The sequence below is a fragment of the Butyrivibrio sp. VCB2006 genome, assembly GCF_000420945.1.
Lineage (GTDB): Bacteria > Bacillota > Clostridia > Lachnospirales > Lachnospiraceae > Butyrivibrio.
In genome coordinates this window covers 11,507-26,313 of sequence record NZ_ATVX01000021.1, presented here as the reverse complement: position 1 = coordinate 26,313, position 14,807 = coordinate 11,507, and the positions used below count along the sequence as shown (strand labels likewise).

Here is a 14,807-nt window from a genome sequence, read left to right as displayed (position 1 = left end):
TTAAATGGACAGTTATAAGGATTTTTTAAAAAAGATCAAATCGGATCCGGTACTTTATATAGCTTGGATTTTGGCTTTTTTGTCGGCAATTGTTGTAAGACCTGACAATAAGTATCTTGATTATATTGATTTTAGGTCACTTGGTATTCTTTGGGGACTTATGGTAATTATTCAGGGACTTAAAGAGAACTCTGTTTTTGAAAAGATAGGACAGATACTTATGGGCCAAGCCTCCAAGGCTTGGCAGCTTTGCTCAGCACTGATATTTATGTGCTTCTTTGGAAGTATGCTTATTACCAATGATGTGGCACTTATTACCTTTGTTCCATTTGGAATGCTGGTTCTAAAGAGCTGCAAAAGAGAGGACCTGATGATACCGGTAATTGCTTTTCAGACAATTGCTGCTAATCTTGGCAGCATGTCCACACCGGTAGGTAATCCTCAGAACCTTTATCTCTACGGCCTTACACAGATGTCTATATTAGACTTTGTGGGTTGTATGCTTCCCTATACTCTGATAGCAGCACTGCTTTTGGCAGTATGCATCATTTTTTTACCCGGCAAGAAAGAGGAGATTAAGATTGATTCGGACTACAACGTGGTAAGTGCCTTCGGAAGCAAGCGCCAGATAATTATTTACACGATTCTGTTTGTGATAGCAATTCTTTCCGTTCTCAGGGTTATTCCCTGGTACATCATGGCTATAATAGTTCTTTTGGTGGTTGGAGGAATGGATTTTAAGATTTTATTCAGAGCAGATTATCTGCTTCTTCTGACCTTCATAGGCTTTTTTATCTTTACGGGTAACATAGCCAGAATTCCTGCTGTTAACGATTTCTTAAGTGGTATAACTTCGGGAAAAGAGTTTACGGTAGCGGTTATTGCAAGTCAGTTTATCAGTAATGTTCCTGCAACTTTGATGCTGTCAGGATTTACAACAAACTATAAAGAACTGCTGATTGGCGTTAATGCAGGAGGTCTTGGAACACTAATTGCATCCATGGCGAGCCTTATTTCATTTAAATTTTTTGCAGCTACCTACAAAGAACGCCAGACCAGCTACATTGTGTTCTTTACAGTAGCTAACCTGGCATTTCTTCTAGTGTTTATTCTATTTCATATTATTCTATAAACGAGGCTTTATACCAAGCGCCTGGTGCATCTTGCGTTTGTTTTCATACATTCGCTGATCTGCCAGGAGGTAAACCTGGTGAGAACTGTTGTCTTCACATTCGTGCTTAAAGGCAAAGCCTGTGGAGACACTTCGTTTATATTCAGGATACAGTGCGTTCATGACATTGAGAGCGCTGTTCATTCTGCCAATCATGGCATTTATGTCTTTGGTGTTGGCATCTCGCAGAATTACCAGGAATTCATCTCCGCCTATTCTGGCACAGAAATCAGTTTCACCGAATGTATTGGATAGAACCTTGGCAAACTCCTTGATATATCTGTCTCCCGATGGATGCCCGAATTTGTCATTTACCTCTTTTAAGCCGTTGAGGTCAATACTGAGAATACAATAATCATCTGTGGCTGAGTTAAGCTCTGCCATCAGCTTGTCTGACTTGGAGCGGTTTGCAAGATCTGTAAGGCCATCGGCATAAGCCAGATGGGAGAGTGAAATGTTCTCCTGCTTTTTAGCATAGGAGATGGTAATAAATACAAGGTAGGTTGATAACTGGCACACAGCAAAAATAAGACAACCGGCGGAAATAATGTATTTATTGATCATTTGATTTGTAGTAACGTGCAAAATATCAAGGATATAAATTATCAAATGTATGAATTGGCCCAGCGCGAAAAATAAAAGCCCTGAAAGCTGAATCATGGTATAGGCTGTTTGCTGATTTTTATGCCTGTTAGTAACAATAGCGTAATAAAGCAGTATGGTGAAGCCAAGTACACCGGTAAGGTGATACAAGGGAAGTGTTGCTCTGAGGTGGATATTAAATACATAATGAAGAATGTACTGAACAATGGGAACTCCGCAGCAAATAGCCATTAGGGACTTGTAAATACGGTCGCTCCTCAGCTCTTTAATGTAGTACAGCAGCCAGAAGCAATAGGGAACAATCAGATACATTGTAAAGTACTCAATTTCTGTCTCTGATTCGGTGTATATGAACAGTGACAGAATATTGTAATAGGTTAAGAGCCAGATACTTAGGTTCATGCAAAACAGAGAGCCTACCAAAAGACTCTTTACTTCCGGGACGAAATTGACGAATACCATGGCTATGCACAGGAATGTAAGACCAAATACAAACATAAACATTCCGGTGGCTATGATTATCAGATTATCATGGACAAATTTACCTGTAACATCAGGTTGGTAACCAAGAATCGGCGGGGCAAAATTATCAAAGGCATTATTTTCGCCTGAATACATATCGAAAACAATGCTTTTTCCGGCATAATCAGACGGCAGAGATATTACGTGGTACATTTTGCCAAGAAACTTTTTGGCTTTGATATAGTTATCTCCAAAGCTGTAAATGTTTTTTCCGTCAATATAACAGTTTAAGGAAGTGTATTTGCTTCTAAAAAACAGTACCGGATTAGGAACGTTTGTATCAGGCAGGGTGTGCTTGAATATTATATGGTCACCTGCTTCAATGGGAGTGCGCATAACCTTATATAGTTTGGTCATACTGGTCACTACGTATTCCGAATTATTGATACTTACTTGCCATCCCTCATCCAAAGCGACAAGTTCATATTTTTGACTGCTTGAAAGTGTTAGTTTAATGACAATGAAAACCACAATAACAATCAAAAACGAGCAAAGAAGGTAAGGGAGTTCTTTTTTACGTCTCATTTAAACCTCCTTCCTTGTCTGCTTTTTTCATCAGATCATCATAAAGACGCCCAAGAGACTGCTTGTGGTGGGCGTTCTTCATTTTGTACATTCTTGCATCAGCCAGCAGGTAGACATTTTGTGCTGTAACATTGTCTTGTATTTTTTCGTCCGTGCTGGTTGCATAGCCATAGGACGCTGAGAATTTTATATGTTTTTCCATGCCGTTTCTGAATGTCATAAGGTCATTAAGACAGTCTAAATCTCTTTGGAGCCTGTCCTCATCCACATATGGAAGAATTACAATAAACTCATCACCGCCCATTCGGCCAACGAGACTTGCATCAGTAAAGCTGTTTGTAAGAATATCAGCAAATCCGCTAATAAGTCTGTCACCTTCTAAGTGACCATAATTATCGTTTGTGTACTTAAGATAATCCAGATCAATACTGATGATGCTGTATTCTCCCTGAATTTCGGCCATGGCAAGCTCGCATTTTGACCTGTTGGAAATGCCTGTAAGACTGTCTGTATAGGCAAGGCCTTCCAGCTGTTTTTTCATATTGGACTCATTGATGAATTCGATACAGTGGAAGAAGTAGTTCAGCACAAGGCATGTCATGAAAAGAAGCGCTCCGACAGTCATGAAGTTTATGCTGGCATTAACTTCTCCGGAACTGGCAAATTTCATGACATTGAATTTAACGATGTCTATAACCGAGCAGCCAAGGAATAAGAAAAGACCAAGAAGAAGCATGTTGGTAGACATGCTCTTGGTATGCAGTTCATCAGGATATCTGTATCTTTTGTAAACAGTTATCAGAAGAAAAATGATTATATATATTCCCTCAACAAGAGCTATAAAGTGAAGAATTGTTACAAAATGACAGATATGAATGGTGTTGGTTAAGTGAAGTATAGCTGTGATTATGGCAAAACCAAAGTTAGTCAGCCCAAGAACCATGGTAATGAATCTGCCATGAATTTGTCTTGCAGTGTATAGGAACATAAGAATTGCAGCAGGCATCAGGAATAATGAAAAGTACTCAAGGAATGTGTAAAACGAAGGGTTATCTGAGAATAACCAAAACAGGTCGTTGAAACACAAAATATAAGTTCCTAAGAGAATGGAAATGAATCCGCTAAATCCAATACTCAGGTCGTGGTTACCTTCAAAGATAAGAATAGGTGAAAGAGCTAGGAGCATCACACCAAACATTACCAGAAATACAGCAATATAAAGGGACAAACGGCCATTCTGTGACATGGTTCTGGTAATGTCTTCAAGGCTTCCCAAGGTAATGGGAGATAGTCCTGAAAAAGCATTCTTCTCCTGTGGATAAAAAATGATGACAAGTTCTTTACCTGCATAACCATCAGGAAGATTAACAAAATGCTGAACTTTTGGAAGCATACGTTTATCCTGAACATAATCCCATCCAAAGGAGTATATTTTATCGCCATCTAAGTAGATATCTATGGCAGAGAGAATACTTCTGAAGTGAATTGTGGCAGGGGATACATCATAGTCCTCCAGAACCTTGGACAAGGTGATAATATCGCCGGCGTTTGCTATACCTATATCGGACTCAGTCAGTTTATCGGGTGAATAAGTTATTTGAGCATGACTAACAGTCCAGCCATCCTCTAGCTGAACGTAGTTAGAATGCTTTGGAGATTTAAATCTGTCTGATCCAAGGAACGAAATAACAGCTCCCACTAAGAGAACTGCCCCTAAGGTCAGAAGAAGTGTTCTTATTCTGAGCTTTATATCCACTGACAGACCTCCTACCTTATAGTATACTGCTAACTGATAATAAAAACACTTAATAATATATAAAAAGAAAAGGACCCGCAGTTTATAATACTGCGAGTCCGATGTATTAAATGGTGTATTAAATTTAGAAATGACCGTGGCTTCCGCCATGACTTGAGCCGGAACTTGAAATGTGCATTGAGCTTCCGCCGCCTCCGCCGCTTCTGGAGCTGTTGTCAGCTATAGGAGTGCGAGAGGTAGATGACCTAAGGTAGGTATCTGTGTGGAGCGTCATATGGATTCCATTGTGAATCTGATATCCCGCGGCATTCAAGTTCTTGTGGACAGAAGTGAGATCCATTTTCATGAGTATAAGTGGAATCAGTGCTACGCCAAAACCTATCAAAAGGCATATAAGAAATGCTCTGAATAAGGCAGCAGGACTGGTGTCCTTGTAGTCCACATCATAAGGAGTTCCCTGTTCGTAGAGTGTAAAATAGCGGTCTGCTACATTTACAAAGGTGTCAAACGCCTCATAATAATCCCCGTCACTTAGATATGGAAGCATATCGTCCATGAGCTTTTCCTGGCCATAATCTGTAAAAGCGTAAGCAGCTGATCCGTGAGTGCTGATTGCCCATTCTCTGGTACTCATGCTGAGCATGAATAAAATACCTGATCCATTGAAGTCAGCCTGAAAACCATTGTAATCAAAATAGTCATCAGCAAAGTCCTGAATAGAACCGGAATGGTCATATACAGTGAGAATGGCTATGTTTGAGCTGTGCTTATTACTCATGAAATTAAGGGACTGTAATAGAGCATCTTTTTCACTGGAACTTAAAAGTTCAGCATTATCGAGAAGCCTTTCCTTTTGCCTCTTGGAAGGCATGGTATAGCTGTCCCATAGTTCACTATCGCTGCTATAAGCGCTGGCAGTAGCCGGCATCAGCATAGTGATCAGCAAAACTGACATTATAGCCAATGCTATATATTTTTTTATCTGTTTTATTTTTTTCATAACTTGTATCGTTACCTAAGCATAATAATCAGAGTACAAAGTAATAGAACAAAAATGAAATAAGCGTAGCTATAGCTCCGATAGGCAGGTAGTACTTAAGGCCCTGAGCCCAGCTAAATGGCAGATTTCCTACAAATTTACCGGACTGACCGTTCATGGCAAAAAGATAATTCTGCCCCTTCCAAGTGGTGTTGAGAATATACACAGGGTAAAGAGCATATTTGCAGGTTGAGTTAACAACCTGTGTATTTTCCCTGTGAGGTCTTACAGAAGCATAGCCATTGATGGTGGCCTTAAAATCTGCAACTGTGGAGGCACTCATTCTCTCTATAGCTCTGGGCTTCATTGCATCTGAGGAAACATTGTATTTGTTGGCCAAAAAGCCTGCAAGATAACCCATATTAAAGGGAACCATTTCATTCTGATCAAAAGGTTCAAGGGATTCCATGAGATCATCCGGCATTTCCTTGGAACCATCTGCGGGAACGTAATCGAAGTCTTCTGTTCCGGCCCTCTGTACATTGTAGTACTTGGTCTCTGTGTAGTGATATTTGCTGTCACTCCAGGTTCTGACCTTGGTTCCTTCGTATATACCGTCAAAGCTCATGGTTGCACCATAAAGCCAGAACGGAACATAAACACCCTTTATTTCATCTATATGGTTTTCATCCAGGAATACCTTGGGGACAAGCTTTTTGGATTTAACGTGTTCCCTGTAGGTCTTCATGGCATCTTCTTTTGTACTCTTAAACGGAATTATGTAGTCCGGTTTAAACTCACCAGTAAATTTCTCGCTGACAACCACATTATTACTGCAGAAAGGGCACTTGGTTGAACCAAGGGACTCTGTTGCAAGGATTTCTCCGCCGCAGGATCCGCATTTATAGATATACAACTGCTGTCCGTCATCTGTAGTGTTCTGGTTTGTGTACTCATCTGCAGCTTCTGCCGCTCCTTGGGAGTTGTGGTTGGCTACATAATCCTTAACATCGAACTCAGAATCACAGAAAGGACACTTGATCTTCTGAGTTTTAGGATTAAATTCCATTGCCCCGCCGCAGGCGGGGCATTCATATTCATGTAAAGCCATAATTATTCAAAATCCTATTAGGTTGTTGGTCGTGGTGTACCGCAGTTAGTGCAGAAATTACCATTATTAACAGTACCGCAGGAGCAGGTCCATCCGGCTGCTGGTCTTGGCTTTCCACAGTTTGTGCAGAAGTTGCCGTTGTTAGCTGCGCCGCAAGAGCATGTCCAGCCTGCTGCAGGAGCTGTCATCTGAGGAGCCTGCTGAGCACCCATCTGGAAGAGCTGGTTTGCGTTCATTCCGCCTGCCTGCTGAGCCATGTTCATTCCTGCAAATGCCATCATAGGGCCTGTAGCAGTGTTGTTTGCGGCATCCTGCATAGCCTGTGCCTGAGCACTTGCGATAGTAGCTGCAGCCATATTAGGATTACGAAGAGCGCCTGCTCTCTGGAGCTCTTTGATTGTCTTTTCATCTTCTTCTGAAGCTGTAACTGAGCTTACGCCGAAGTTAGAAATCTTGATTCCATAGAAATCAGTCCACTTCTTGGAAAGAACTTCGTTAAGTGCATCTGAAATCTCTGTTGTATGTCCGGGAAGTGCGCTGTAACGGATTCCCATCTCGGAAATCTTGGCAAATGCTGGCTGAAGAGCTGTAAGAAGCTCTGACTTAAGCTGAGATTCGATTCTGTCTCTTGTAAACTCACCTTCAACGTTTCCGCAAAGATTCTTGTAGAAGAGAACAGGGTCAACAATCTTGTAGCTGTATTCGCCGTGGCACTTGAGACTTACATCCATATCAAGGCCGATATTTGTGTCTACTACACGGAATGGTACAGGATTAACTGTGCCGTATTTGTTGCCGAGAATATCTTTTATATTTACGAAATAAACGCGCTGATCCTTGGCTGTAGCTCCGCCAAAACCAAGTCTCTTTCCAAACTGCTTGAAGGATTCAATAATGTTCTCTCCAAGGTTACCATAGAAAATTGAAGGCTCAGTTGATACGTCGTATACGAATTCTCCTGCCTCAGCACAGATTTCTGTGATCTGTCCCTGGTCAACAAGAATCATACACTGGCCTTCATTGACAGCGATGATTGAACCATTGGAAATGATGTTGTCATTACCCTTTCCTGCCTTCTTAACGCCCTTTGTCATAAGCACATCGCTTGAAAGAGCCGGACAATAGAAATAATCTCTCCACTGATCAGCAAGTACGCTGCCACCAGCCACAAGAGCTGCCTGTAAAAGTCCCATAACTATCTCCTTTCATACATACCCATAATCTGTAATGAAAAATTACCTAAGCAACTAATATTTTCGCACATTTCAGCCTAAAATGCACCATTTTTGTGATAATTTTGGGCGGATAGTGTATCATATTTTTATGGAAAAAAAGAAGTTGCTAATCACTATTAATACAAAAGGAAAAGTAGTGTCGTTGCAGGCTCCGAAAGGCAGGCGTTTGCAGGGGCTTCTTGATGATGCGGAAATTGATTTTTCATACCCCTGTGGGGGCCTTGGAAGATGCGGAAAATGTAAGGTCAGATTTATAAGTGGAGCACCAACTCCCAATTCTCTTGATAAGAGCTTTTTGACGGATAAAGAACTGCAGGATGGAGTAAGACTCTTGTGCCGATGTGTGTTGGACTGTGATGCTGAAATAGACCTGGGAGATTATGGGAACATAGAGGAAGAAATCGAAGTTTCCAAGCCTACACCTAAGACAAATCCGCAAAGAAGGCTTAAAAGAGATGAGATAGTAAGCTGGGGAATCTGCATAGATATAGGAACCACCACTCTGGAAGCTATGCTTGTCGGCGTAAATGCAGATAAAAAGCGAGAAATATTTGAAGTGGTTTCAGGCGTAAACCATCAAAGACGCTATGGAGCCGATGTGATTTCAAGAATTGCCGCAGCCGGAGAAGGACATGCAGAAGACTTGCAAAAGTGCATACAAAATGACCTGGCTGAAATGATATGTGGTCTGACAAGAGGAAATGAAGTCCCTAAGCTTGACTATATCTGCATTGAAGGAAATACCACAATGCTGCATTTGCTGCGAGGCTATGATATATCAGGACTTGGAGAGTATCCTTATAATACAGTGAGCCTCGAAGCAGAACGCATCAGCGCGGAAGAACTGTTTGACCTTACTGACAGAAAAGATATTATAGAGGTTTTGAGCGGAACAAAGGTAATTCTTGTTCCCGGTATATCCGCCTTTGTGGGAGCGGATATAGTTTCCGGTCTCTTTTCCATAGATATAACTCACCATGAGTACAGTTTGCTGTTTTTAGATCTTGGTACCAATGGTGAAATGGCATTTTGGGATGGAGAAAAGCTCTTTGTTACTTCCACGGCCGTAGGCCCTGTATTTGAGGCCGGTGGTATCAGCTGCGGAACAGCAGCGATTCCCGGGGCTATTTCGAGAGTTAATATAGAAATGGATGGGGAAGATCCTCAGGTAAAGGTAGAAACAATCAGGGATAAAGAGCCTATAGGTATTTGCGGAACAGGAGTACTGGAGGCAGTTTCGGAGCTTGTCAGAAATAAAATAGTGGATGAAACAGGTCTTTTGACGGATAAATATTTTGAAGATGGCTTTCCGTTAACAGGCGGAGAGAAGCCTGTTCGAATAACTCAAAGCGATATTAGAGCTGTTCAGCTGGGGAAAGCAGCACTAATTGCAGCTCAAAAGGAGCTTTTGCAGGGAAGAAAACCCAAATTTGTGGAAGTGAGCGGCGGCTATGGTATTGGATTTATGCCGGACAAAATCAGGCATTTAGGACTCTTTTTAACTGATGAAAAATATGTAAGGCCGGCAGCGAATGCTGCGCTGGCAGGCTGTTTCTATCTTTTGGTGGATTTTCTTGAAGATCCTAAAAAGGGAGAAAAGTCTCTAGAGGAGCTATCAGAGATGGCTACAAGCGCACAGGTTGTTGAACTTGTAAATAAGCAAGGCTTTGCTGAAAACTATGTGGAATCAATGAATTTTGATATATAATGTTAAGAGTTTAATCTTAGGAGGTTTATGGTGGACGAGAGATGGGTTTTTCATGAAGACGTAAATGCAAATGATCTTGGAAACGGAGTGGTAAGACGCGTTCTTGCCTATAACAAGGATCTTATGTGTGTTGAGAACACTTTTGAAAAGGGCGCGGTAGGAGCTTTGCACCACCATCCTCATACCCAGATAACCTACGTTGTCAGCGGCAAATTTGAATTTGAAATAGATGGAGTAAAAAAGGTAGTAACAGCCGGCGATACAATGCTTAAAACAGACAGCGTTGAACATGGATGTGTTTGTCTTGAAGCCGGAATTTTACTGGATATCTTTAATCCAATGAGAGAGGATTTTGTATGATCTGTGATACATGCGCTAATTATGCATATGATGAAGATTGGGAGTGCTACGTCTGCATGGTAAATATGGACGAGGACGACTATGGCCGTATGATGGCCGGGGGAAATAAGGAATGTCCGTATTATCAGGACAACGACGAATACAAGGTTGTTAGACACCAGATGTGAGCGATACAGGGAATGAGTAATCACATTGATGTGCTTGCACATATCAATGTGATTATGAGATGACCGAACGGACATGAGTAAAAAAGAAATACGAACGAAGTGAGTATTTCGATTTACGAATGTACGTAGGATTGCGAAAATACGAAGTATGTAGCAATCCGTGTATCGCGTATTTATGGAGAGGAGTAAGTATGAAAGTAGTGTTGGAGCACGTTACCAAGCGTTTTCCCAATAGAAATAAAAAAATCAAAGAGTACGTTATAGCCGTAAACGACTTTGATTTTGAAATCCCGGATGGCAAGCTTATTGGCCTTTTGGGACCTTCAGGCTGCGGTAAGAGCACTGCTCTTAACCTTATTTGTGGATTGGAGAAACCTACAAACGGCCGAATTTTCTTTGGGGATACAGATGTCACAGAGCTTCCTCCTCAGCATAGGGGAGTGGGCCTTGTGTTCCAGAACTATGCTCTTTATCCCCATCTTACTGTAAGAGAAAATATCAGATTCCCTCTGGAAAACTTCAGAGGAGACAAGAAGTTGTCCAAGGAAGAAATGGAAGCCAAAGTTCAGGAAGCAGCCAGACTTGTGCAGATTCAGGAGCTTTTGGACAGAAGACCCAATGAGATGTCAGGCGGCCAGCAGCAGAGAGTGGCAATTGCAAGAGCTCTTGTTAAGAGGCCACAGGTACTTCTTTTGGATGAACCATTATCGAACCTTGATGCCAGACTTCGTCTTCAGACAAGAGAAGAGCTTAAGAGAATACAGCTCGAAACAGGCATTACCACTGTTTTTGTTACTCATGACCAGGAAGAAGCCATGAGTATTTGCGATACCATCGTTGTTATGAAGGATGGAGTTCTTCAGCAGATGGGAGAACCTCAGAAGATATATGACGAGCCTGTAAACCTGTTCGTGGCAAGCTTTCTTGGAACACCTCAGATCAATACATTTACAGGTAAGATCAGAGACGGCAAAATTTATATCGGAGATTCCGCGGTGCTTGATGCCAAGGGACATGCTGATGAGGATGTATATGTTTCAATTAGACCGGAAGGTTTTGTTGTGGATGAGAATGGACCACTTGAATGTGAGTTCTTAAACCGTGAGGTTATGGGAAGAGACACCAGCTATGTGGCAAGGCATCCGCTATTTACCGGAGAAAATATCAGAGCCATTATTCCGTCGGAAGTGATAAGCACTGGTAAAGACGGAAAGATAAGGTTTTCACTTAAACCTTCCAAGGTCCATGTTTTTGATGAGAATACAACAGAGAGGATAATCCTATGAAAAAGAATCTGACTGCGTGGCTATGTCTTTTGCCAGCCATAGCTTTTCTGGGAGTATTCATGGTATATCCTCTTGTGGACGTACTTATTTACTCCTTCGAGGAAGGATACAATTTTGCTTCCCAGACCTTCTGGGGAACGGGCCTGTATAACTATTCTTATGTTCTTCACGATCCTTATTTTATTCAGGCTCTCAAGAACACCTTTATTATCGTTATTATCACGGTTCCTCTTTCTACGGGAATCGCTCTTTTGATTTCCTTGGAGCTAAGTTCCATTAAGGCTCTACGGGATTTCTTTCAGACGGTCTATTTTCTGCCTTATGTTACTAATACTCTGGCAGTAGGACTGGTCTTCATGATCCTGTTTAAAAAGACTGCATACTCGGATGGACTTGTTTCGCTGCTGATTCAGTTGTTTGGCGGTCCCTCCGTGGACTTCATTGACGGTCCCTATTGGGCCAAGATGTTTGTTATGTGCTTTTATACAATCTGGATCGTTATGCCCTTTAAGATACTGATTCTTACCAGTGCGCTGGCGTCGGTTAACCCGATGTTCTACAAGGCGGCAGAAGTAGACGCTACACCAAAGTGGAGAATATTTTACAAGATAACACTACCTATGATATCTCCTATGGTGTTCTATCTGGTTATCACAGGATTTATCGGAGCTTTCAAGGCCTACAGCGACGAGGTAGCTCTTTTCGGAACAGATCTTAATGCAGCTGGAATGAATACAATCGTTGGATATGTGTACGATATGTTATACGGTAACAGCGGAGGATATCCGTCCTACGCATCGGCAGCGGCCTTGATCCTGTTTGCCATAGTGTTCACGATCACAACCATAAATCTTATGGTCAGCAGAAAGACAGTTTATTACCAGTAAGGGAAAGATATAGATATGAACGAGGAAACTAATAAAAAACTAAAGCAGCAGGCTATGGTAAGTGAGAAGGTCAGAAAGATTGTGGTTTATTTTCTTCTGATTCTGTGGGCAGTGTTGGTTCTTTTTCCGTTTTATTGGATGATCCTGACTTCGGTAAAGACCTATGGCTCTTACAACTCAGAATATGTACCTAAGTTTTTTACACTTAGCCCCACTATGCAGAACTACGTGACTGCTTTTACAGCAGTTCCGCTTGCCAAGTACTTTTTTAACACCTTTATATTCACAGTTCTTACAACACTTCTGATGATGGTTGTTGTAATACTGTCGGCCTTTGCCTTTGCAAGACTGGATTTTAAGGGAAAAGACATAGTGTTTTCGCTGTTTCTTTCTCTCATGATGATACCTAATGAGCTTGTTATCATCACAAATTATGTAACTATCACCAATCTGGACCTTAGGAACACCTTCCTTGGCCTTATCCTGCCTTCGGTAACATCGGTTTTCTATATATATCTTTTAAAAGAGAACTTTGAGCAGATTCCGGAGGAGCTGTACAAGGCAGCCAAGGTGGATGGGACCTCGGATTTTAGGTATTTGTGGAAGGTTATGCTTCCTATATCAAGACCGACAATTGTGACAATAACAATCCTTAAGGTTATTGAGTGCTGGAATTCCTACGTTTGGCCAAGACTCATTACCGACGATCAGAACTATTTCCTTGTATCCAACGGTATCCAGGAGATCAGGGAAAATGGTTTCGGACGTGAAAATGTTCCTGCCATGATGGCGGCGGTTGTGGTTATTTCAGTTCCGCTTGTGGTTTTATTCCTGATTTTCAGACATAAAATTATGGCAGGCGTTGCTCGTGGAGGAACAAAGGGATGAAAAAGAGGTTTGCGTTAATCGCTGCCAGCTTAATAATGACGGCGGGGCTGCTTGTGGGCTGCCATGGAGCTAAGGACAGCAGCGGCTTTGAGATACCTGAGACATTTGATGAGTCTCAGAAGATTGAACTTACATTTTGGGCCAAGAATGATACAAATGTTACTCAGACGGCCATATATAACAAAGCAATTGAGGATTTTCAGAAGCTGTATCCCAATGTGAAAGTAAATATGAGACTGTACACGGACTATGGCAAGATTTACAACGATGTAATCACCAATATTTCCACAAGAACTACTCCGAATGTGTGCATTACTTACCCTGATCATATCGCAACATATCTGACAGGAAGTAACACCGTGGTTCCACTGGATGATCTTTTTGTGGATGAAAAGTACGGCCTTGGCGGATCAGAGCTTAAGTTTGATTCACCGACAGTTTCTGAGATTGTTCCTGAGTTCCTCTCAGAGTGTATGATCGGGCAGCAGCACTATGCGCTTCCTTATATGAGATCTACGGAGGCCTGCTACGTCAATAAAACCTATGTGGAAAAGCTCGGATATACCCTACCGGAGACCCTTACCTGGGACTTTGTGTGGGAAGTATCAGAAGCAGCCATGGAAAAAAATGCTGATGGCACCTACAAGGTAAATGGACAGAATGTACTTATCCCATTTATTTACAAGTCCACAGATAACATGATGATCCAGTCTCTTAAGCAACTCGGAGCTGATTATTCTGATCAGGATGGAAATATCCTTCTTTTTAATGATGATACCAAAGGGATTCTTAAGACTGTGGCAGAGCACACCCAGACCGGAGTGTTCTCAACCTTTAAGATTTCAGGATATCCTGCAAACTTCTTAAATGCGGGACAGTGCATTTTTGCAGTGGATTCAACTGCCGGATCAACATGGATGGGCTCAAAAGCACCTCTCATAGATATAGCAAAGGACAAACTGGTGGATTTTGAGACGGAGGTTATGACCATACCTCAGTACGATCCTGATAATCCAACTATGATTTCCCAGGGCCCTTCAGTATGTATTTTCAATAAGTCAAATCCCCAGGAGGTGCTGGCGTCCTGGCTCTTTGCGCAATATCTTTTAACAAATGATGTTCAGATTGCCTATTCCGAGACTGAAGGATATCTTCCTGTTACCAATAAAGCCCAGAATACACCGGAGTATCAGGAATACCTTGCTCAAGAAGGAAGCGATGATGACGTACATTACGATGTAAAGATCAAGGCAGTAAAGATTCTGATGGATAATACAGAAAACACATTTGTTACACCTGTGTTTAACGGTTCAGCATCGGTTCGTGACGCCGCGGGACAGCTTATCGAGAATGTAACCAAATCAGTTAAGAGAAAAAAGACTGTGGATGATGCCTTCATTGATCAGCTTTATGTAGATGTTAAGGCTCTTTATCATTTGGATCAGGGCGCAGCAAGCGGCAATTTGGGCGGAAAGGCCGATCTTGGAAAGCTTCCGGCAGTCTCTGTGGCACTTATAGTTGTTCTTGTAATTACCTGGCTTCTTATAGGTCTTTATGCGTTAAAAGAAAAGCTTCGTGCCGGGAAAACTGAATAATTTTTATGAAAATT

The 14,807-nt window shown here is 41.7% G+C and carries 13 protein-coding genes; 8 read left to right on the top strand and 5 right to left on the bottom strand.

All coding sequences use genetic code 11. The features are described from left to right. Positions 1-4 precede the first annotated feature (4 nt). Positions 5-1,132, top strand: coding sequence for an SLC13 family permease (locus G613_RS0115710; protein ID WP_029233528.1), 1,128 nt, complete (start codon positions 5-7; stop codon positions 1,130-1,132). Here the strand turns inward: G613_RS0115710 and G613_RS0115705 are convergent. The 5 genes from G613_RS0115705 to G613_RS0115685 all read right to left on the bottom strand — a co-directional run bounded on the left by G613_RS0115705 (position 1,127) and on the right by G613_RS0115685 (position 7,860). After that, complete coding sequence (locus tag G613_RS0115705; RefSeq protein WP_029233527.1) at positions 1,127-2,821, bottom strand: GGDEF domain-containing protein; 1,695 nt, start codon at positions 2,819-2,821, stop codon at positions 1,127-1,129. The genes G613_RS0115710 and G613_RS0115705 overlap by 6 nt on opposite strands. Then, entirely contained in the window at positions 2,811-4,577 is a 1,767-nt protein-coding gene (locus G613_RS0115700) for a GGDEF domain-containing protein (RefSeq protein ID WP_029233526.1), read from the bottom strand. Before G613_RS0115700 ends, G613_RS0115705 begins: the two co-directional genes overlap by 11 nt. A 124-nt stretch (positions 4,578-4,701) precedes the next feature. Further along, the gene (locus tag G613_RS0115695) at positions 4,702-5,577 is read right to left on the bottom strand and encodes a TPM domain-containing protein (protein WP_029233525.1); all 876 of its coding nucleotides are present in this window, start codon (positions 5,575-5,577) and stop codon (positions 4,702-4,704) included. 28 nt (positions 5,578-5,605) lie between these two features. Continuing rightward, positions 5,606-6,667 (bottom strand): hypothetical protein, encoded by a 1,062-nt coding sequence (locus G613_RS0115690; protein ID WP_029675011.1) that lies wholly within the window; start codon positions 6,665-6,667, stop codon positions 5,606-5,608. A gap of 17 nt (positions 6,668-6,684) precedes the next feature. Next, on the bottom strand, positions 6,685-7,860 hold the full coding sequence (locus G613_RS0115685) for an SPFH domain-containing protein (RefSeq protein ID WP_029233523.1): 1,176 nt from the start codon (positions 7,858-7,860) through the stop codon (positions 6,685-6,687). Positions 7,861-7,942: 82 nt separating this feature from the next. On the opposite strand from G613_RS0115685, the gene G613_RS0115680 reads away from it, so the two are divergent. The 7 genes from G613_RS0115680 to G613_RS0115650 all read left to right on the top strand — a co-directional run bounded on the left by G613_RS0115680 (position 7,943) and on the right by G613_RS0115650 (position 14,793). Beyond that, positions 7,943-9,610, top strand: a complete 1,668-nt coding sequence (locus G613_RS0115680) for an ASKHA domain-containing protein (RefSeq protein ID WP_081647921.1) — start codon at positions 7,943-7,945, stop codon at positions 9,608-9,610. A gap of 27 nt (positions 9,611-9,637) precedes the next feature. Continuing rightward, positions 9,638-9,970, top strand: a complete 333-nt coding sequence (locus G613_RS0115675) for a cupin domain-containing protein (protein WP_029233521.1) — start codon at positions 9,638-9,640, stop codon at positions 9,968-9,970. Then, on the top strand, positions 9,967-10,137 hold the full coding sequence (locus G613_RS19740; RefSeq protein ID WP_196805073.1) for a DUF6472 family protein: 171 nt from the start codon (positions 9,967-9,969) through the stop codon (positions 10,135-10,137). The genes G613_RS0115675 and G613_RS19740 overlap by 4 nt, the downstream gene beginning before the upstream one ends. Positions 10,138-10,328: 191 nt before the next feature. After that, on the top strand, positions 10,329-11,423 hold the full coding sequence (locus G613_RS0115665) for an ABC transporter ATP-binding protein (protein WP_029233520.1): 1,095 nt from the start codon (positions 10,329-10,331) through the stop codon (positions 11,421-11,423). After that, complete coding sequence (locus tag G613_RS0115660; RefSeq protein WP_029233519.1) at positions 11,420-12,310, top strand: carbohydrate ABC transporter permease; 891 nt, start codon at positions 11,420-11,422, stop codon at positions 12,308-12,310. Before G613_RS0115665 ends, G613_RS0115660 begins: the two co-directional genes overlap by 4 nt. A gap of 15 nt (positions 12,311-12,325) precedes the next feature. Beyond that, complete coding sequence (locus tag G613_RS0115655; protein WP_029233518.1) at positions 12,326-13,198, top strand: carbohydrate ABC transporter permease; 873 nt, start codon at positions 12,326-12,328, stop codon at positions 13,196-13,198. Beyond that, positions 13,195-14,793: an ABC transporter substrate-binding protein gene (locus G613_RS0115650; RefSeq protein WP_029233517.1), complete on the top strand. Its 1,599-nt coding sequence runs from the start codon at positions 13,195-13,197 to the stop codon at positions 14,791-14,793. Before G613_RS0115655 ends, G613_RS0115650 begins: the two co-directional genes overlap by 4 nt. The last annotated feature ends 14 nt before the right edge of the window (positions 14,794-14,807 follow it).